We start from the raw sequence: 19,923 nt of genomic DNA on the forward strand, positions 1-19,923 counted from the left end.
GCAACACTCTATATTACTTGGTCTGGGGGGCTGGTTTATTTTTATAACCCCCCGGGCATGCCCCCTATGCTAGGCAACCCGGGGCCGGTCCCCGGGGTCCCCCCCGGGCGGGGGGGGCACGAAAACGCGGGGCACGCGCGCGTGGGGCCTCTCGGCTTCACGCGCGCGTGCCCCGCGGGAGGTCTCGCTCGTCCTCCGGTCTACGCCGGGCGCACCACGCTGTGGATCGCCGAGGTGCCGTCGTAGTAGATCGACTCCTCGCGGACGTACGCCCCCGGCTTCGGCGCGTGGATCATCATGCCGTTGCCGATGTAGAGGCCGACGTGACTGATGTCGTCGTAGAAGAAGACCAGGTCACCGGGCTGGGCGTCGGCGAGGGAGACCGTCGTGCCGGCCTTCACCTGGTCGTAGGTGACGCGCGGCAGGCTGACACCGGCGGCCTTCCAGGCGGCCTGGGTCAGGCCCGAGCAGTCGTAGGAGTCCGGGCCGGTGGCGCCCCAGACGTACGGCTTGCCGATCTGCGTGCGGACGAAGGTGAGCGCCTTGGCCGCCTTCGTCGCATACGAGGAGTCGGTGGCCGTCGAGCCGGCCGTCGAGCCGGTCGTGGTGCCCGACGGCTGCTGCCGGGCGGCCTTCTCCCTGGCGGCCTTCTCGGCGGCGGCCTGCTGCCGTGCCAGCTCCGCCGCCTTGGCCGTGGCCTGCTCCTGCTTCTTCTTCTCGATCGCCGCCAGCCGCGCCTTGTCCTCGGCGTTCAGCTTCGAGAGCAGGCCGCGCGCCTCGGTGAGCTTGCGCTGCACCGTGGCCTTGGAGGTCTTGAGCGCCTTCTGCGAGGCCGTCAGCGACTGGAGGCTCTCGGTGGCCTCGGCGCGCTTCCTGGTGGTGGCGGCCTGCTCCGTGACGTAGTCGTCGACGGACGCCTTCTGGCGGGTCGTCAGACGGCTCATCAACTGGGTCTGGTCGAAGTAGTCCTGCGGGTCGTCGGCGAGCAGCAGTGTCGCGGTGCCGGGTGTGGAGGCCCCGGTGCGGTACTGCGCGGCGGCGAACGAACCCAGCTCCTCACGCGCGGTGTTGAGCTTCTCGGTGCGCTCGGCGACGTCGTCGAGCAGGGTGTCGACGCGCTCCTTCTGCTTGGCGGTCTTCTCCCGCGTCGCGTTGTACTTCTCGGTGGCCGTCTCGGCCTGGTGGTAGAGGGCGTTGACCTTCTTCTCGACTTCTTCGAGGCTGGGCCTGGGGTTCGCCGAGGGGGCGGCGTTCGCCGTCTGGGAGAGCAGGGCCACGGAGGTGAGGGCGGCCGTCGCGAGGGCCGGGGTCCGTATGCCTGCGACACGCGTACCCGAAGGACGCCATTTGCGGTGCGACGCCAAGAGAGGCGACTCCTTCCGTCATCCGCCTACCGAGTTAGCTGTCGGGTTCGGGCGGGTAATCCGGAAGGTTGCCCTACGGTCCGTGCCCCACAAGGCGGTTGGACCGATTCACCCCAAGGTCGGTGGGTCCCCGGCTCCGGTGGCCTCGTGGGCGTGCCGGACTCGGCGGAGGCCGCTCGGCCCGGCGACGTTCGCCGGTTGCGGTCGAGTGGCCTTTCCGCACGCTAGCCAACCGGTGTGGCCCGTGTGAAGGTTGATGCGCGATATGCCCGATACATTTTCGTGACCTTCGCCATGTGTCCCGCCGTCCACGACGCATTCGCGGTGATCCGTTCACATGTGGGCGGATCGGCCGCTCGCGCCCGTCATGGGGCGACGGCTCCCGCGGGAGCGCTCACTGCCGTCGCGGCGCCGCGCCTTCGAGGGCCGGGCGGATGCCGGCGCCGCCCCGCCGGTCCCTCACCTGGGGTGACCGGCCGATCATGTGCGGTCACGGGCTCCCGGGTGTCGTGGCCGAGAGCCCGTCCGTCCCGGCACCGCGTCACGACTTCCGGTCGAGTTCCCGGGGTGGCGGCGGGCTGTCAGTGGGGCGGCCTAGACTCGGAGAGCGATGAGCAGCCTCTTTGATGACAGCTTCCTGGCGGACCTCAAGCCCTCCGCGGCCCACGAGGACGAGCACCCGCCGCCGCCCGAGGACGATCACGGACCGGAGTCGGTTCCGGACGATCTGTTCGGCGGGAAGTTCGACGTGTCGCCGAGCCGGGACGCGTACTACCGCGACGGCGCGCCCCGGCCCGTCGTGGACCCGGCGGCCCTGCTGGACGGACTGAACGAGAACCAGCGCGCGGCCGTGGTCCACTCCGGCTCCCCGCTGCTCATCGTGGCCGGTGCCGGCTCCGGCAAGACCCGCGTGCTCACCCACCGGATCGCGCATCTGCTCGGCGAGCGCAATGTCCACCCCGGCCAGATTCTCGCGATCACCTTCACCAACAAGGCCGCGGGCGAGATGAAGGAACGCGTCGAGGCGCTCGTGGGCCCGCGCGCCAACGCGATGTGGGTGATGACCTTCCACAGCGCCTGCGTCCGCATCCTGCGCCGCGAGAGCAAGCGGCTCGGTTTCACCTCGTCGTTCTCGATCTACGACGCCGCCGACTCCAAGCGTCTGATGGCGCTCGTCTGCCGTGATCTCGACATCGACCCCAAGCGTTTCCCGCCGAAGTCGTTCAGCGCCAAGATCTCGAACCTGAAGAACGAGCTGATCGACGAGGAGGACTTCGCCGCCCAGGCCGCTGACGGTTTCGAGAAGACCCTCGCCCAGGCGTACGCGATGTACCAGTCGCGGCTGCGCGAGGCCAACGCGCTCGACTTCGACGACCTGATCATGACCACGGTCAATCTGCTGCGCGCCTTCCCGGACGTCGCCGAGCACTACCGCCGCCGCTTCCGGCACGTCCTGGTCGACGAGTACCAGGACACGAACCACGCGCAGTACGCACTCGTGCGGGAGCTCGTCGGCACCTCCGAGCACCCCGTGGACGTACCGCCCAGCGAGTTCGACCTGGCGCCCGCCGAGCTCTGCGTCGTGGGTGACGCCGACCAGTCGATCTACGCCTTCCGCGGCGCGACCATCCGCAACATCCTCCAGTTCGAGGAGGACTACCCGAACGCGACGACGATCCTCCTCGAGCAGAACTACCGCTCCACCCAGACGATCCTGACCGCCGCCAACGCGGTCATCGAGCGCAACGAGTCCCGCCGCCCAAAGAACCTGTGGACCAACGCGGGCGCGGGCTCGAACATCACGGGTTACGTCGCGGACACCGAGCACGACGAGGCCCAGTTCGTCGCCGACGAGATAGACCGTCTCACCGACGCGGGCGAGGCCAAGGCCGGCGACGTCGCGGTCTTCTACCGCACGAACGCGCAGTCCCGTGTCTTCGAAGAGATCTTCATCCGCGTCGGCCTGCCCTACAAGGTCGTCGGCGGCGTCCGCTTCTACGAGCGCAAGGAGGTCCGGGACGTCCTGGCGTACCTCAGGGTGCTGTCCAACCCCGAGGACTCCGTCCCGATGCGCCGCATTCTGAACGTGCCCAAGCGCGGTATCGGCGACCGCGCCGAGGCGATGATCGACGCGCTGTCCCAGCGCGAGAAGATCAGCTTCCCGCAGGCGCTGCGCCGCGTCGACGAGGCCTACGGCATGGCCGCGCGCTCCACCAACGCGGTCAAGCGGTTCAACACGCTGATGGAAGACCTCCGTACGATCGTCGAGTCCGGCGCGGGCCCGGCCACCATCCTCCAGGCGGTCCTCGAACGCACCGGCTATCTCTCCGAGTTGCAGAACTCGACCGACCCGCAGGACGAGACCCGGGTCGAGAACCTCCAGGAACTCGCCTCCGTGGCGCTGGAGTTCGAGCAGGAGACCGGTGAGGGCGAGACCGCGGGCGGGCTCTCCGCGTTCCTGGAGCGGGTCGCGCTCGTCGCCGACTCCGACCAGATCCCGGACGAGGAGGACGGCAACGGCGTCATCACCCTGATGACGCTGCACACCGCCAAGGGCCTCGAATTCCCCGTGGTCTTCCTGACGGGCATGGAGGACGGTGTCTTCCCGCACATGCGCGCCCTCGGACAGGTCAAGGAGCTGGAGGAGGAGCGGCGCCTGGCGTACGTCGGCATCACCCGCGCGCGGGAGCGGCTGTACCTCACCCGGTCGTCGATGCGCAGTGCCTGGGGGCAGCCCTCGTACAACCCGCCCTCCCGCTTCCTGGAGGAGATCCCGGCGACCCATCTGGACTGGAAGCGCACGGGAGCGATGGCGCCCGTGTCGGCCGGCCCGGTCTCCGGTGTCGCCGCGTCCCTGTCCTCGTCGCGCTCGCGGTCCGCGGCCTCGGGTGCCTCCGGGTTCGCCACCCGCCGCGGGGTCTCCGAGAAGCCGGTGGTCTCGCTGGCCGTCGGGGACCGGGTCACGCACGACCAGTTCGGCCTCGGCACGGTCGTCGGGGTGAAGGGGACGGGCGCGAACGCGGAGGCGACGGTCGACTTCGGAGAGCCCAAGCCGAAGCGGCTGCTCCTGCGGTACGCGCCGGTGGAGAAGTTGTAGTTCGGGGGACCGGTCGCGGGACGGGCTCCATCACAGGACCGGGCAGGACCGGGCTCCATCAAGGGACCCGGTTCCATCACGGGACCGATCGCAGGGACCCTCGGCTGTCCGAAGACGGCCCGGGGGTCCCGGAGTCGGCCGTCGGATCTCTCGTCGCGGCTGCCGCCGCGACGAGTTGCGCGGCACGCGCTACGTGGGGTCCAGTCCGTGGCTGCGCAGCCACGGCAGCGGGTCGATCGCCGAGCCGCCGGCCGGGCGGACCTCGAAGTGCAGGTGCGGGCCGGTCGAGTTGCCGGAGTTCCCGGAGAAGGCGATCTGGTCGCCGGCCTTCACGGTGGTGCCGGAGGGGATCTTGTACGTGGAGAGGTGGCAGTACCACGTCTCGGTGCCGTCCATCGCGGTCACGATCATCATGTTGCCGTACGCGCTGTTCCACTGCGTCCGGACGGTCCCGTCGGTCGCGGACAGCACCGGTGTTCCGTACGAGACCGGGAAGTCGATGCCCGTGTGCACGGACATCCAGTTGACGCCCGCCTGGCCGAAGTAGGCGCTGAGGCCCTGCCGCGCGACCGGAAGCGCGAACTTCGGACGCAGCCGCTCCTTGCGGGCCGCCGCCTCCGCCGCCTTCTTCTTCTCCGCCGCCTGCTGGGCCTTGAGGTCGATACGTTCCTGCGTACGGCTCGCCCGGTCGGCGAAGTCGTCCGCGCCCGCGGAGAGACTCTTGAGCTGGGTGTCCAGCTTGTTGTTGGCGGCCGACGGCTTCACCGAGGTCGCGTCGGGGGCGCTGGCCGTCGTGTCCTTCGTGTCGTCCCCGCCCATCCCGCCGACGGAGGCGGCCGCGATCCCCGCGACCCCCATCACGCAGGCGGAAGGCACCGCGACAGTCAGCAGAGCGGAACGTTTCGCGGGGCTGCGGCGCCGGGAACGGGAAGCGGTCCGCGGCGCGGGGCGCGGCGTGATCTCTTCCATGTCGTCGAGCAGTGGCGTCTCGCGCCCCTCCTCGTACGGGTCGTACGCCTCGTCGGAGTCGTCCGGGTCGACGGAGTCCGCGGCGTCGTCGAACTTGTCCTCGTCGGACGCGAGTTGATCGTGGACGGCCTGATCGAAGGTGGCGGTCGCCTGCTGATCGAAGGGAACCGGAGCCCCCGCGTCGGACGGCTGCTCGTACGTCATGTCGAGCTGCGTGAGCTCGTGGTTGTACGACTCGGGCTCAGCGTGCTGCTCGTACGACTCGGGCTGCGTGTGCTGCTGTTCGTACTCGTGCTGCGGGTGATGCTGTTGCTGTTCGTACGACTCGGGCTGCGGGTGCTCGTACGCCTGGTAGGCGTCCTGGCCCCCGGCGTTGTTCCACTGGGTGGCGTCGTACGCGCCCGTCTCCTGCGTCGGCGCGCTCCACTGCTGGGTCCCCTCGGGCGGCTGCCCGGGCTGGATCCAGGTGTTCGCGTCCCACTGGCCCGAGGCATCGGGGCCCGGGTGCTGCGCGGGGATGTCGGCGAGCTGCTGATAGCCGGCCGCCCAGGCCGTCGTCTCATAGGCGCCGGTGTCGTAGGCGGCTTGGTGCTGGGCCGCGTACGGGTCGTAGTTCAGCGTCTGTTGGGCGCCGGAGTTCCACTGCGTGGCGTCGTACGAACCGGTGGCACCGTCCCCGCCCGGCATGTTGCCGAAGAGCGGATCGGTGTCGAAGTCCGTGGTGGCGTGGGCGCCGGTGGTGGCCGCGTTCGCGCCGGAGTCGAAGGCCGTGGCGGAGTAGTCGCCGTACGCGGTGAAGTCGCCGTACTGGGCTTCTTGCGCGCCATACGGCGCGTAGAGCGCCGAGGCGGCATCGGAAGCCGGGGCCGGGGGAGTCACGATCCCCGACGGGTGACGGTCGTTCACCAACTTCTCTTTCGCCTCGACAACAGGGGCTGGCAGAGCAGTGCGGCGACTGTACCCGGCGGTATGCGGGCGCGACAATCTTCGGCAGGTTTCCCTCTCGCGGGAAACGGGCATTCGGCCGTGTTTCGGGGGAGGGCGGGCAAGGCTTTGGCCTGGCGTTCGATAAGCGTTCGAAGTGTGAGTGCCCCGGGAAGGCCCCCGGTGGCTGTCAGGCCACCGTGAGGCCGGCGGTCCGGGCGACGGTACGGGCTCCCGGCTGCTCCAGGTCGAGTGCCTGCCGAATCCCTGTCGCGACGGCCGGATGCACGGGCAGCGCGAGATGGCCGACTCCGCTGACACGGACGTTCTGTGCGAGCAGGTCGGGATGCTCGACGCAGGCCGTCTCCAGCGGGTCCATCAGATGGTCGAGATCGCTCCAGAAGCTGACGAACTGCGTGCGGCACCCCGGGGCCGGCCCGGTCAGTTCCTCGATCACCGCGGAACCGGGGCGCATCTGGCGGACGATCGGGTGCGCGTTCATCACGGGGGCGACGCGGGTGCCCGAGTGCGGGGTGCCGAGCGTGACGAGGGTGCGGACGTGGGTGTCACCACCGAGGCACTGCACGTAATAGCGAGCGATCAGTCCACCGAGGCTGTGCCCGACGATGTCCACCCGCTCATGGCCCGTGCGCTCGCAGATCTCCTCGATGTGCCGGCCCAGCAGCTCCGCCGCGGTGCGGATGTCGCAGGTCAGCGGCGAGTAGTTGAGGGACTCGATGTGCTGCCTGCCGTGCTGGGCGAGATTGCGGCGCAGCAGGAGGAAGACGGAGCGATTGTCGATGAAGCCGTGCAGCAGGACGACCGGGGGCTTCTCCTCGGTGGGCAGCTTGGCGGCGGCGTCGGGTGAGGGGAGTGAGGGTGCGGTGCGGCGTTCCTGGGTGATGCCTGAGGGGTAGAGGAGGAGGTGCCCGGCGAGAATCGCGAGCTCCAGGGCTGTCGCCTTCAGGAGGGCCACCGAGAGCCCTGCGAGTTTCGTCGGAAACAGGCGCTGACAGAGGAGAAAGGGCGACGCGGCCCCAGTGACCTTCATGGCCGACCTCCAGTCGGCACGCGGCAGGACCACTCCGTCCCCCGTGTGCCCTAGTGGAAAGCCGTGAGGTCGGTGACGGCGTTGGCCGACGGCACGTCCGCGGCGCCTGAGACGCCGATGACGATACGGAGTGCCCCGCCGAGGGGTGTGGGATACGGCGCCGACCCCGGTTCAGGTTCCGCGACGGTCCGCCGGGCTGGGTGCACCGGCATCGTGTCGTGGTGTGGAGTCGCCCTCGTCGTCCCGCGGTCCTCTTCCCGGCGTTGCTCCCCGCTGTCGTGCCGTCGCCGATGTGCCACGTCACCACGCTGTCCCGCGGACGGCGCGGTGGTGCGGCCACCTGATCGCGGCTCTTCTTGCGCCGGCTCCGGCCTGGCCCGTACGTCGCACATTCCGTGCGGCGCCGGTGCCGCGATACGGAACCGTGCGCGGCGAACTTGTCCCAGTGTGTGATTTCCCCCTCGGTCTCCACCGCGAAACTGCCGGTTACGGGATGCTGGCGATAACGTTCGTTCACTTACCCGGGCCGCTACGGCTCGGGGCGCCTGTGTCGCTTGGCTCATCCGGTGATCCGGGGCCATCGGTGCGGCGAGCGGAAAAAATGTGCGATATGTGTCGATGGTCAGTAGTTGGCGGTCGACAGACGCCCACGGATGACAGTGGGTAGTCGACGCATGTCGCTCGGTAGTCACCGCCGGTCTTCACCGGTCGGTGGTCGCCGACCGTGGTCGTATGTCGGTAGTCGTCAGTCGGTAGTCGTAGGCATGTGTCGGCAGTCCTCGTCGGTACAGGTTGATGTAGTCGGTTCATGGAGGCAGTGATGGGTGTGGCAGCCGGTCCGATCCGCGTGGTGGTGGCCAAGCCGGGGCTCGACGGCCACGATCGCGGGGCCAAGGTGATCGCGCGGGCGCTGCGCGACGCCGGTATGGAGGTCATCTACACCGGGCTCCATCAGACCCCCGAGCAGATCGTCGACACCGCGATCCAGGAGGACGCCGACGCGATCGGCCTGTCCATCCTCTCCGGTGCCCACAACACGCTCTTCGCGGCCGTCATCGCTCTCCTCAAGGAGCGCGAGGCCGAGGACATCAAGGTCTTCGGCGGCGGCATCATCCCCGAGGCGGACATCGCTCCCCTCAAGGAGAAGGGCGTCGCGGAGATCTTCACCCCGGGCGCGACGACCACGTCGATCGTGGACTGGGTACGAGCGAACGTCCGGCAGCCGGCCGGAGCGTAGCCGCCCCCGTTGGCGTGACCGTCCCGTCGGTGTGACCGCAGGGTGTCCCCACCGTCGTCGGCCGGGTGGTCCGGGTGAGCGGATGGTGGGGCGCCGGGCCGTATCGCCGTGCCGGGCCGTCCCGTGGCGCAGGGCTCGTGCCGCGGTGCCGGGTCGTGCCATGGTGCCGGGTCGCGCCGAGGCGCGCCGTGGGCTGAGGTGCCGGGTGAGCCGCGGTACCGGCCCGTTCCCATGGGCCGGGTGAGTTGAGGTGCCGCGTGGGCTGAGGTGCCGGGTGTGCCGCGGTACCGGCCGTTCCCATGGGCCGGGTGAGTTGAGGCGTCGCGTGGGCTGAGGTGCCGGGTGTGCCGCGGTACCGGCCGTTCCCATGGGCCGGGTGAGTTGAGGCGTCGCGTGGGCTGAGGTGCCGGGTGAGCCGCGGTACCCGGCGTTCCCATGGGGCGGCTGAGCTGAGGCGTCGCGTGGGCCGGGTGGGTCCGGGCGTCGGCCGGGAACCTCACGGCGGCGACAGCTCGGCGGCCATCGCCGCCCTCAGGCGCAACGTCGTCACGAGCCGCTGGAACGCCTCGGCCCAGTAGCCGCCGGCTCCCGGTACCGCGTGTTCCGACTCGTCGGGCACCGAGGTGAGAGCGTCGAGCCGACCCGCCTCCCCAGGGTCGAGGCAGCGCTCGGCCAGCCCCATCACCCCGCTGAAGCTCCAGGGGAAACTCCCCGCGTCCCGCGCGATGTCGAGCGCGTCGACCACCGCCCGCCCGAGGCCCCCCGCCCAGGGCACCGCGCACACCCCGAGCAGCTGGAACGCCTCGGACAGTCCGTGCGTACCGATGAACCCCGCGACCCACTCGGCCCGCTCCTCGGCGCCCAGGGTGGCGAGCAGCTTGGACCGTTCGGCGAGGGACACCGCCCCCGGACCCCCGGCCTCCGGTGCGGAGGGTGCCCCGAGGAGCGCCCTCGACCACCCGGGATCACTCTGCCGCACCGCCGCCCGGCACCACGCCGCATGCAGCTCCCCCTGCCAGTCGTCCGCCACGGGCAGGGCCACGGTCTCTTCCGGCGACCGCCCGCCGAACCGCTCCCGCCAGGTCCCGAGCGGCGTCGCTTCGACCAACTGGCCCAGCCACCAAGACCGTTCGCCCCGGCCGGCCGGGGGTTTCGGCACCACCCCGTCCCGCTCCATCCCCGCGTCGCACTCGTGAGGTGCCTCGACCACGAGCACGGGCGTGCCCCGCGTACGGTCGACGGCCACGCACGAACCCGCCCTGTCCGCCATCCGCGCGGCGAGTGCCGAACCCGGCAGCGCGGACAGCAACTCGGCCGCCGTCGCCCGTACATTGCGGCTGCGGTCGGCCAGGGCCCGTTCGAGGAACGGTTCGTCCTCGGCGCACAGCCCGGACCGCAGTGAGTCGAGGAACATCAGCCGGTCCTCGGCCCGCTCCGTCGCCCAGGTCGCGACGAGCAACTCGCGTGCGGCGGAAGCGTCCTTGGCCCGAACCGACGCCAGCAGGGCGACCCGCTCGGCGAACAGCCCCTCCTGCCACAGCTGTTGTACGCGATGGGCCTCGTCCGGCTCCGGCAGTGCCGCGCCGCCGCCAGGCGAGGAGCGCAGCGCGAACCGCCACTCCGGGTTCAGCCGGGCCAGCCACAGCGCCCGCGGCCCGGCGAAGGCCAGCGCCGCGGGACGCAGGTCCGTGCGCCCCCGGGCCGCGTCGAGGAGCGCCGGGAGGGTCCCCGGGGGCGCCGCGAATCCGCGCGCGTTCGCCAGGGCCAGCCACTGGGGCAGCAGCTCCATGAGGTCGGGCGCCGACCCCCTGCGGCCGCCGCCGCCCGTGCCGGGGCGGTCCGCCAGCAGCGTCGCCAGTCTGCGGGCCGCGGCGGGCGGCAGCGCGGTCCGGTGGTCCGGCGCCGCGGGCTCCGGACGGGCCGCCGCCCGCGCCGGCCGCACTCCGGCCCGCCGTCGCACGGTCTCCACGGCGGCCGCGTCCAGCAGCGCCACCGGAGCCTGCTGCCCCGGGTGCCGCCCCGGAGGTGTACGCCGCTCGGTCCCGAGCAGTGCCACGGTGACGAGCTCCTCCCAGGAGCCGCCGACGGGCGTGCCCGCCGAAGCCGAGGTCGTGTTCATGAGCGTCCTTTCCGAACGGAGGGCATCAACGGCGGCCGGCCGCCACGGCGGGTGGCCGGGGGGCCGAGCGTGGTGACGGCGGTCAGCACAGCGGGACCGCCTCGCCCTCGCCCTGCGGCCATGCCGTCAGCGGAGTGAAGCCGCGGTGGCCGCACTCGCCGAAGACCGTGACCGGGGCGCCGCCGGACAGGGCGACCAGTCGCCACAGATCGGGACGGGACCGTGAGGAAAGAGTGAGCGGGAGAGCCAACTCTCCTTCCGCATCGGCGAGTTGCCAGGAATCGCCGTCCGGGATCGGGACGACCCGGTCCAGGGTGACCGGGTAGGAGTCCAGCCAGGGGTCGGCGCGCAAGGCCTCTCCGTAACGGGCGGCCGCCTCGGACGTGGTCAGTCCTGTCGGTCGTATCGCCGCGGGCGCCGGAGGAGTGAACCGCTCGCCCAGCGCCGCCCGCACCTGCCCGGCGCCCGGGTACGCGGACACCTCCGCCTCGAAGGCCAGTCCCACCGGAAGCGCCTGCTCGGGAGCCCGGCCGGCCGCGCCGTAGGAGAGGAGCAGCGCCGTGCGGCCGGACTCCTCGCCGTGCAGCCAGATCCTGCGCGTCGTGAGCCGTGCGTCCGCGGTGTCGTACTGCGAGAGGACCAGCCAGCGGTCGCGCACCGGCGGGCCGTCCGCCGAGCCGGACAGCCCGACGCGGGAACGGACCGTCGCGGCAAGGTCGTCCGGCAGCCGCTCGCGCCGCAGCCAGCCCTGGTCGAGGAGGTGGAGCAGCGCGCACTCCTCCAGCAGACGCACCGGCCAGCCCGGTCCCGACGACGGGATCGCGCCCAACTCCCGCACGCGCGCCGCCAGACCGGGTGCCTGCGCGTCGACCATCCGGGCCGCCGTCTCCTCCCACAGCCCGTACCCCGCCCGCTCGGCGGAGGCCAGACCGCCGCGCAGCAGGTCCGCCAGCCGCTGCTCCAACTCGGCCGCCCCCGCGGTGATCCGCTCGGCCCGGCGCTCCGCCCTGCGCCGCGCCGCCTCGGGATCACCCGGCGAGGACGCTCCAGATCCCCCGCCCGGGGTCTTCTTGTCCTCTGCGCGCTTGCGTCTTCCCTCGATCCACTGTGCGGCCCAGTCCGGCTCCTGCCCGGACGGCACCGCGCCGTCCGCGCCCGCCCAGAGCAGCAGCAGCCCCAGCGCGTGCTTGCACGGGAACTTCCGGCTCGGACAACTGCACTTGTAGGCGGGACCCGTCGAGTCCGCGATGTCGATGACCGTCTGATACGGCTTGCTGCCGCTTCCCCTGCACAGTCCCCATACCGTCCCCTCCTCGGAATGGCCCGCCTCCGACCACGAACCGGCCGCGCCGAGCTTGCTCGCCGCCTTGCGTGACGCGGCGTCAGGCGCCAGTGCCAGCACCTGATCCGCCGTCCAGCGCACCGCCTGCTGTGTCATGCCATCGAAGGTAGGTCCCGCCACTGACAATCGATCCTCACGGCCACGTCTGCGCAGGTCAGAGCACATTGTCAGTGGCGTGGTGCACGGTGGAACCAGATCCGAACCGGCCGAGCTGGAGGGGGACCGAGCCATGTCCGTGTCCGTTGAACCGACGTCCGTCCACACACCCGCGGGAGACAGGGAGGCGAGCCGGCAGGGCGAGGCGCTGCGGCCGCACGCCGAGCACGCCTTCGCCGCCGAACTCGCCGCACTCGCCGCGCAGGACGACCGGCCCCGCCCGGAACGCTGGCTCCTGTCACCCTGGGCCGTGGCCACCTATCTGCTGGGCGGCACACTGCCGGACGGCACCGTCATCACCCCCAAGTACGTGGGACCGCGCCGTATCGTCGAGGTCGCCGTCACCACCCTCGCCACCGACCGGGCGCTGCTCCTGCTCGGCGTGCCCGGCACCGCGAAGACCTGGGTGTCCGAGCATCTGGCCGCCGCGGTCAGCGGTGACTCGACGCTGCTCGTGCAGGGCACGGCCGGCACGCCGGAGGAGGCCATCCGGTACGGCTGGAACTACGCGCAGTTGCTCGCGCACGGGCCCAGCCGGGACGCGCTCGTGCCGAGCCCCGTCATGCGGGCCATGGCCGAGGGCATGACGGCCCGCGTCGAGGAACTGACCCGCGTGCCCGCGGACGTACAGGACAGCCTGATCACGATCCTCTCCGAAAAGACCCTGCCGATCCCGGAGTTGGGCCAGGAGGTGCAGGCCGTCCGCGGCTTCAACCTGATCGCCACGGCCAACGACCGCGACCGTGGGGTCAACGAACTGTCGAGCGCGCTGCGCCGCCGCTTCAACACGGTCGTCCTGCCGCTGCCGGAGAGCGCCGACGCCGAGGTCGACATCGTCTCGCGCCGGGTCGACCAGATCGGCCGCTCCCTCGACCTGCCCGCCGTGCCCGAGGGCATCGAGGAGATCCGCCGCGTCGTCACTGTCTTCCGGGAACTGCGCGACGGGATCACGGCCGACGGACGGACGAAACTGAAGTCGCCCAGCGGCACGCTGTCCACGGCCGAGGCGATCTCCGTCGTCACCAACGGCCTCGCCCTGGCCGCCCACTTCGGCGACGGCGTCCTGCGGGCGGGCGATGTCGCCGCGGGCATCCTCGGCGCCGTCGTCCGCGACCCGGCGGCCGACCGCGTCATCTGGCAGGAGTACCTGGAAGCGGTCGTCCGCGAGCGGGACGGCTGGAAGGACTTCTACCGGGCCTGCCGCGAGGTGAGCGCATGAGCGGAGTACGGGATACCGAGCCGCCCGCGCCGCGGGGCGGGGTGGCCGCCCGGGGCGCCGGGCCGCTGCTGCTCGGTGTGCGCCATCACGGGCCGGGGTCGGCGCGGGCCGTGATGGCCGCGCTGGAGGCGGCGGCTCCGCGGGTCGTACTGATCGAGGGGCCGCCCGAGGCGGACGCACTCGTCCTGCTGGCCGCCGAGAAGGACATGCGGCCCCCCGTGGCGCTCCTCGCCCATGTCGTGGACGAGCCCGGCAACTCGGCCTTCTGGCCGCTCGCCGAGTTCTCGCCGGAGTGGGTCGCGATCAGGTGGGCTCTGGAGCACGGAGTGCCGGCCCGCTTCATCGACCTCCCGGCGGCCCACACCCTGGCCTGGGGGAGGGACGGGGCGGACCCGGACCGGGACCAGGCGGGGAGCACGCCTCCCGCCCACCCCGCCGACCCCGTGGCGGCCGGGAACCCCGACGCGCTCGGCCCGGCGGCGGATCCCGGCCGACCGGACGAGGGCGGCGCCACGGACCGGCCCCTCGACGCGTCCGTGCGGATCGACCCCCTCGCGGTGCTCGCCGAGACAGCGGGTTACGACGACCCGGAGCGCTGGTGGGAGGACGTCGTCGAGCACCGGGCCGGGACCGCGGGCGATCCGTTCGCGCCGTTCACCGTGCTGGAGGAGGCCATGGAGGCGCTGCGGGAGACGTACGGGGTCGGGGGCCACGACCGGGACCTGGTGCGGGAGGCGTACATGCGGCTCCAGATCCGGTCGGCGCAGCGGGAGTTCGGGGACGACGTGGCCGTGGTGTGCGGCGCCTGGCACGTGCCCGCGCTGCGGCGGAGGACCACGGCCGGCGCCGACCGGGCGCTGCTCAAGGGCCTGCCCAAGGCCAAGGTCGACCTGACGTGGGTGCCCTGGACACACCGCCGGCTCTCCCGGGTCAGCGGGTACGGGGCGGGCATCGACTCGCCGGGCTGGTACGGACATCTGTTCAGCGCCCCCGACCGCCCGGTCGTGCGGTGGATGACCAAGGTGGCCCGGCTGCTGCGCGACGAGGACCGGGGCGTGTCGTCCGCCCATGTCATCGAGGCCGTGCGGTTGGCCGACACCCTCGCCGCGATGCGAGGCCGCCCGCTGCCAGGGCTGACCGAGACCACCGACGCCGTCCGGGCCGTGATGTGCGAGGGCTCGGACGTCCCCCTGGCGCTGGTGCGCGACCGGCTCGTGGTCGGGGATGTGCTGGGCGAGGTGCCGGAGTCCGCCCCGGCGGTGCCGTTGCAGCGGGATCTCGCGCGGTCGCAGCGGCGGCTGCGGCTCAAACCCGAGGCACTGGAAAGGGAGGTGGAGCTCGACCTGCGCAAGGAGACCGACGCGGGGCGCAGCAGACTGCTGCACCGGCTGCGGCTCCTGGGCGTCGCGTGGGGCGAGCCCACGACGTCCCGCGGCAGCACGGGCACCTTCCGGGAGACCTGGCGGCTGCGCTGGGAGCCGGAGTTGTCGGTGCGGGTCGCCGAGGCCGGCGTGTGGGGCACGACGGTTCCGGCCGCCGCGACGGCCAAGGCCGAGGCGGACGCCGTGGGTGCGCCTTCCCTGGCCGACGTGACGGCGCTCGCCGAGCGCTGTCTCCTCGCCGAACTCCCGGAGGCGCTCCCCGTGGTGATGCGGGTACTCGCCGACCAGGCCGCCCTCGACGCGGACGTGGGCCACCTCGCGCAGGCCCTGCCCGCGCTCGTCCGCTCCCTGCGCTACGGCGACGTGCGCGGCACGGACACCCACGCCCTGGCGGATGTCGCGGCCGGGCTGGCCGAGCGCGTCTTCGTCGGCCTTCCCCCGGCCTGCACCGCACTGGACAGCGACGCCGCCGAGGAGATGCGCCGCCACATCGACGCCGTGCACGGAGCGGTGGGGCTGCTGGCCGAGCCCGCTCCGGACGGTGACACCGCTCCTGCCGGTGATACCGCTCCGACCGGCGGCATCCGTGGGCGCTGGCACTCCGTGCTGCGGGTGCTCGCCGCGCGGGACACCGTCCCGGGGGTGGTCAGGGGGCGGGCGGTCCGGCTTCTCCTCGATGAAGGGGAGTTGGCGCAGGAGGAGGCGGCGCGACTCATGGGCCTCGTGCTGTCGCCGGGGACGGAGCCCGCGGACGCGGCCGCGTGGATCGAGGGATTCGTCGGGGGCGGCTCCGGGGGCGGCATGCTGCTCGTGCACGACGAGCGGCTGCTCGGACTGGTGGACGCGTGGCTGACCGGGGTGCCGACGGACGCGTTCACCGATGTGCTGCCGCTGCTGCGCCGGACGTTCTCGGTGTACGAGTCGGGGGTGCGCAGGACGCTGGGCGAACTGGTCCGGCGCGGCCCGGGAGTACGGACGAGTGCCGAGGCCACCGGCTCCGGAATACCCGGGTTCGCCGCCGACCTCGACACCGAGCGCGCGGACGCCGTGCTGCCGATGCTGAGCCTGCTGCTGGGGCTCGGCGAGCCGGGCGGGGCCGGCGACGACGCGGATGGCCGGGCCGACGGTGGTGACGACGACGGCGGCGACGGTGGCGACGGCGGCGGTGACGGCGGCGACGGTGCCGACCGGACGCATCACGACAACGACCTTGTGAGGGTGGCTCCATGACCGAGGCAGCGGTGGGTGCCGACGGCGAGCGGCTGCGGCGATGGCGGCTGGTGCTCGGCGGCGACGAGGCGGACGGGACCGGGTGCGTGCTCACCGGGCAGGACGCCGCCATGGACGGGGCGCTGGGCGCGCTGTACGGGAAGGGGGGCAAGGGGCAGTCGGGGCGGGACCGCTCGGCGGGGCTCGGCGCTTCGGCCCCGTCGGTCGCGCGCTGGCTCGGCGACATACGGACCTACTTCCCCTCCTCCGTGGTGCAGGTGATGCAGCGCGACGCCATCGACCGGCTCGGGCTCTCCGCCCTGCTCCTGGAGCCCGAGATGCTGGAGGCGGTGGAGGCTGACGTGCACCTGGTGGGCACCCTCCTCTCCCTCAACAAGGCCATGCCGGAGACGACGAAGGAGACCGCGCGGGCCGTCGTGCGCAAGGTCGTCCAGGACTTGGAGAAGCGGCTCGCCACCCGCACCCGGGCCACGCTCACCGGCGCCCTCGACCGCAGCGCCCGGATCAGCAGACCCCGCCACCACGACATCGACTGGAACCGCACGATCGCGGCCAACCTGAAGCACTACCTGCCCGAGTACCGCACGATCGTGCCCGAGCGGCTGATCGGTTACGGGCGGGCGTCGCAGTCCGTGAAGAAGGAGGTCATCCTCTGCATCGACCAGTCGGGGTCGATGGCCGCGTCGGTCGTCTACGCCTCCGTGTTCGGTGCCGTGCTCGCGTCGATGCGGTCCATCGCCACCCGGCTCGTGGTCTTCGACACGGCCGTCGTCGACCTCACCGACCAGCTCGACGATCCGGTCGACGTCCTCTTCGGCACCCAGCTCGGCGGCGGCACGGACATCAACAGGGCACTCGCGTACTGCCAGTCGCAGATCACCAAGCCCGCCGACACGGTCGTCGTCCTCATCAGCGACCTCTACGAAGGCGGGATCCGCGACGAGATGCTGAAGCGGGTCGCGGCGATGAAGGCGTCGGGGGTGCAGTTCGTGACGCTGCTCGCGCTGTCCGACGAGGGGGCGCCCGCGTACGACCGCGAGCACGCGGCGGCGCTCGCGGCGCTCGACGCACCGGCGTTCGCCTGTACGCCCGATCTGTTTCCCGAGGTCATGGCGGCGGCGATCGAGAAGCGGCCGCTTCCGATACCGGACACCAGGTGAGAAGGCGCGGGAATCGGGACATGGGTATCCATCGGTAACAGGGGACTTGCGCACCCTCGTCGGTCCCGTGCGAGGATCGACGCGGCCAACGGGCCCTGCCTTGCGCTTCCTTGGCGGACCGTGCCGACCCGGGCATTTCCGAGGCGTTCGCGTTCGTTCCGTTCCCTTGTGTGCCCTCACGTCCCTTCGTACGGGAGGACCCTCCCCGTCTTGACCCAGCCAGCCGCGTCGTCGGGTGCTGTTCCGCGCTTGGTGCGCGGCACGGCCGGGCGGCGTGCGCTGCGGGTGGTCCTGCTGGCGGGCGGGTTCTGCGCGCTCGGGTTCCTTTACGGAGGGCAGGCGCAGGCGGCCGACGGGGCGACGCACTCGACTCACCCGCCTTCCGTCCGGGGCCTCGAAGCGGCCCGGACTTCGGTGGCCCGGACTTCGCCGGCCCGGACTTCGGCGGCCCGGCTGCTGAAGCCGGGCTCGCACACCAGGCCCCCCGCGCGCGGCACCGCTTCCGTCGTGGGCGCCCTCGGATCAGAGTGCGAACCCGCCCCCCGCGCGGAGCCGGCCGTACGGCCCGAGCCTCGCAGCGGATCTGACCGGGCCGTACGAGCCACACGGGCTACGAGGACCACACAGGTCCCGCGGGTCGTCGACGGGGTCACCGATGGCGTGGGCCGTGCTCCGGGGGGCGTCGCGCGGGCGGCCGGCGGGCTTCCGCCGGTCGCCGGTGCTGTCGTACGGCCGGTCGGGGATCTGGTCGCGGGGTCGAGGAGGGGGCTGCCGAGGTTGCCGGGCGCGATGCCGTCCGTGCCGGGGCTCCCCGCTCCGCCGAGGCTCCCCGCTCCGCCGGGGCTTCTCCTCCCGTCGGGTCAGCCCGACCCTGGGAGCCCGTCCGTGCTTCCCGGCGCGGGTGCGCGGCCTTCGTCCGTCCCGGGGGCGCGGCAGTCGGTGAGTGGCCTTGCGGAGCAGCAGAGCGCGACGAAAGGCGGGGGCGGCACGGGGCGGCGGCCGGACGCTCCCGCTTCCACCGTCCCGGCGTACGGGGCTTCCACCGTCCCGGCGTACGGGACTTCCACCGTCCCCGCGTACCGACCGGGCGGCTTCGGGGCGGGCGGCGCGGTGGTCGTGGAGCGCCGTGTCCAGGACGTCGTACAGGTGGGGCAGGCCCCGGCCCGGAAGGCGCCTCCCGGCGATCCGAGCGGCGCGCTGGGCAGGCAGTCCGCCGTGGACAGCGCCGCCCCGCGGCACGGCGACGCGCAGGCCGTCGCGCCGAACCACCGGGTGCCGCTCCGGCTCGCGCCCGGCGCTTCGGCGGATGTGACCCCGGCCGGGATCCGGGACCGGCACAGGGCCGTTCCCGTTCTCCCCGACTAGGGCGGGTTCCCCGCTGCCCGGCCCGGCGAGGGTTTCCCTTTCCGCCGGGGCCCGGAGCGCTGTCGGGCCCGTGCTCCGGTGGAGAGCGCCTGGCGCACCCGGGCGCCGCGCACACCGAGCACGCCGAGCACACGAACACGACCCTCCGCACAGCACGTACGCCGCCCAGCCCGAGCGGCGTGTACGGCTCGTACGCCTCGTACGGCCCGTACATCTCGTACTGAATGCAGCGTCTGTGATCGATGTACTGCATGCGCGGCGCGTAGGGCATCGGACGTCACGCGGGGGCGGGCGTGTCACGCGGCGACGTGCGACACGCCCGGCGGCGGAACGGTGTGCCGCAGATGATCGACTTCCGCAGGGTCATGGCCCGGACGGCCGAAAGCCGTCGGATCCGTCCGGCCGGACCCCCTGCGGGAGGGCGGGTGGTCCCCATTGGGGTGGGGGCCACCCGCCCTGGGCCCTTCGGGGCCGTTCGAGGGGCCTCACCAGGCAAACCCCAGCCTGGTGAGGCCCCGTCCGGGCACGATCTGTGACAGGTATCACCGCTGAGGTGTGACCTGCGATTTAGGGACCCGCGTCCAGCGGCGATAACCTGCGAGACGGACATGCCGCGCGCTCGGACATCGTGTGCGCCACCCTTGTGACAGCGGACGTCACGTTGCCCTTCGCGGCACGCCCACGCATCCAACGAACCGCGAGATCACTGATAGGGACGGACGCGCGTGGACCTGTTCGAGTACCAGGCGAGGGACCTCTTCGCCAAGCACGGTGTACCGGTGCTGGCCGGTGAAGTCATCGACACGCCTGAGGCAGCCCGCGAGGCGACCGAGCGTCTTGGCGGCAAGTCCGTCGTCAAGGCCCAGGTGAAGGTCGGTGGCCGCGGCAAGGCCGGCGGCGTCAAGCTCGCCGCCACCCCCGACGAGGCCGTCGCCCGCGCGACGGACATCCTCGGGATGGACATCAAGGGCCACACGGTCAACAAGGTGATGATCGCCGAGACCGCGCCCGAGATCGTCGAGGAGTACTACGTCTCGTACCTCCTCGACCGCACGAACCGCACCTTCCTCGCCATGGCGTCCGTTCAGGGCGGCGTGGAGATCGAGGTCGTCGCGGAGGAGAACCCCGACGCCCTCGCGAAGGTGCCGGTCGACGCCAACGAAGGCGTGTCGATCGAGAAGGCCCGCGAGATCGTCGCCCAGGCGAAGTTCCCGGCCGAGGTCGCGGAGCAGGTCGCCGAGATCCTGGTGACGCTGTGGGACACCTTCATCAAGGAGGACGCCCTCCTCGTCCAGGTGAACCCGCTCG

The 19,923-nt window shown here is 72.1% G+C and carries 12 protein-coding genes and 1 riboswitch; of the genes, 7 read left to right on the forward strand and 5 right to left on the reverse strand.

What is annotated here, in order from left to right; genetic code table 11:
- Nucleotides 1–200: 200 nt before the first annotated feature.
- Nucleotides 201–1,364: an NlpC/P60 family protein gene (locus ACFWBT_RS30435; RefSeq protein WP_385706099.1), complete on the reverse strand. Its 1,164-nt coding sequence runs from the start codon at nt 1,362–1,364 to the stop codon at nt 201–203.
- Nucleotides 1,365–1,371: 7 nt separating this feature from the next.
- Nucleotides 1,372–1,542, reverse strand: a riboswitch (cyclic di-AMP (ydaO/yuaA leader).
- 432 nt (nt 1,543–1,974) lie between these two features.
- On the opposite strand from ACFWBT_RS30435, the gene pcrA reads away from it, so the two are divergent.
- Entirely contained in the window at nt 1,975–4,461 is a 2,487-nt protein-coding gene (pcrA, locus tag ACFWBT_RS30440; RefSeq protein ID WP_385706101.1) for a DNA helicase PcrA, read from the forward strand.
- Between the two features lie 189 nt (nt 4,462–4,650).
- Here pcrA and ACFWBT_RS30445 read toward each other — a convergent pair whose 3' ends face one another.
- Together ACFWBT_RS30445 and ACFWBT_RS30450 are read right to left on the reverse strand one after the other, a co-directional pair.
- Nucleotides 4,651–6,450: a peptidoglycan DD-metalloendopeptidase family protein gene (locus ACFWBT_RS30445; RefSeq protein ID WP_385706103.1), complete on the reverse strand. Its 1,800-nt coding sequence runs from the start codon at nt 6,448–6,450 to the stop codon at nt 4,651–4,653.
- A 94-nt stretch (nt 6,451–6,544) separates the two neighbouring features.
- Nucleotides 6,545–7,405: an esterase/lipase family protein gene (locus tag ACFWBT_RS30450; RefSeq protein WP_385706104.1), complete on the reverse strand. Its 861-nt coding sequence runs from the start codon at nt 7,403–7,405 to the stop codon at nt 6,545–6,547.
- Between the two features lie 820 nt (nt 7,406–8,225).
- On the opposite strand from ACFWBT_RS30450, the gene ACFWBT_RS30455 reads away from it, so the two are divergent.
- Entirely contained in the window at nt 8,226–8,642 is a 417-nt protein-coding gene (locus ACFWBT_RS30455; RefSeq protein WP_266761887.1) for a cobalamin B12-binding domain-containing protein, read from the forward strand.
- A 496-nt stretch (nt 8,643–9,138) separates the two neighbouring features.
- Here ACFWBT_RS30455 and ACFWBT_RS30460 read toward each other — a convergent pair whose 3' ends face one another.
- Together ACFWBT_RS30460 and ACFWBT_RS30465 are read right to left on the reverse strand one after the other, a co-directional pair.
- Nucleotides 9,139–10,761, reverse strand: coding sequence for a DUF5691 domain-containing protein (locus tag ACFWBT_RS30460; RefSeq protein WP_385706106.1), 1,623 nt, complete (start codon nt 10,759–10,761; stop codon nt 9,139–9,141).
- Nucleotides 10,762–10,843: 82 nt separating this feature from the next.
- Nucleotides 10,844–12,199 (reverse strand): SWIM zinc finger family protein, encoded by a 1,356-nt coding sequence (locus tag ACFWBT_RS30465; protein WP_385706107.1) that lies wholly within the window; start codon nt 12,197–12,199, stop codon nt 10,844–10,846.
- Nucleotides 12,200–12,332: 133 nt separating this feature from the next.
- On the opposite strand from ACFWBT_RS30465, the gene ACFWBT_RS30470 reads away from it, so the two are divergent.
- From ACFWBT_RS30470 to ACFWBT_RS30490, 5 genes are all read left to right on the forward strand, one after another.
- Nucleotides 12,333–13,478, forward strand: a complete 1,146-nt coding sequence (locus ACFWBT_RS30470; RefSeq protein WP_385706109.1) for an AAA family ATPase — start codon at nt 12,333–12,335, stop codon at nt 13,476–13,478.
- Nucleotides 13,475–16,090 (forward strand): DUF5682 family protein, encoded by a 2,616-nt coding sequence (locus ACFWBT_RS30475; RefSeq protein ID WP_385706111.1) that lies wholly within the window; start codon nt 13,475–13,477, stop codon nt 16,088–16,090. Before ACFWBT_RS30470 ends, ACFWBT_RS30475 begins: the two co-directional genes overlap by 4 nt.
- Nucleotides 16,087–17,250 carry a VWA domain-containing protein gene (locus tag ACFWBT_RS30480; protein WP_385706113.1) on the forward strand — a complete coding sequence of 388 codons (1,164 nt, stop codon included), beginning with the start codon at nt 16,087–16,089 and terminating at the stop codon, nt 17,248–17,250. Before ACFWBT_RS30475 ends, ACFWBT_RS30480 begins: the two co-directional genes overlap by 4 nt.
- Before the next feature lie 939 nt (nt 17,251–18,189).
- Nucleotides 18,190–18,615, forward strand: a complete 426-nt coding sequence (locus tag ACFWBT_RS30485) for a hypothetical protein (RefSeq protein WP_385706115.1) — start codon at nt 18,190–18,192, stop codon at nt 18,613–18,615.
- Between the two features lie 725 nt (nt 18,616–19,340).
- The coding region (locus ACFWBT_RS30490) for an ATP-grasp domain-containing protein (protein ID WP_385706116.1) at nt 19,341–19,923 on the forward strand (583 nt) is incomplete at its 3' end.

Origin of the sequence: Streptomyces sp. NPDC060027 (genome assembly GCF_042737005.1) — a bacterium.
In the GTDB taxonomy this organism is placed as follows: domain Bacteria; phylum Actinomycetota; class Actinomycetes; order Streptomycetales; family Streptomycetaceae; genus Streptomyces.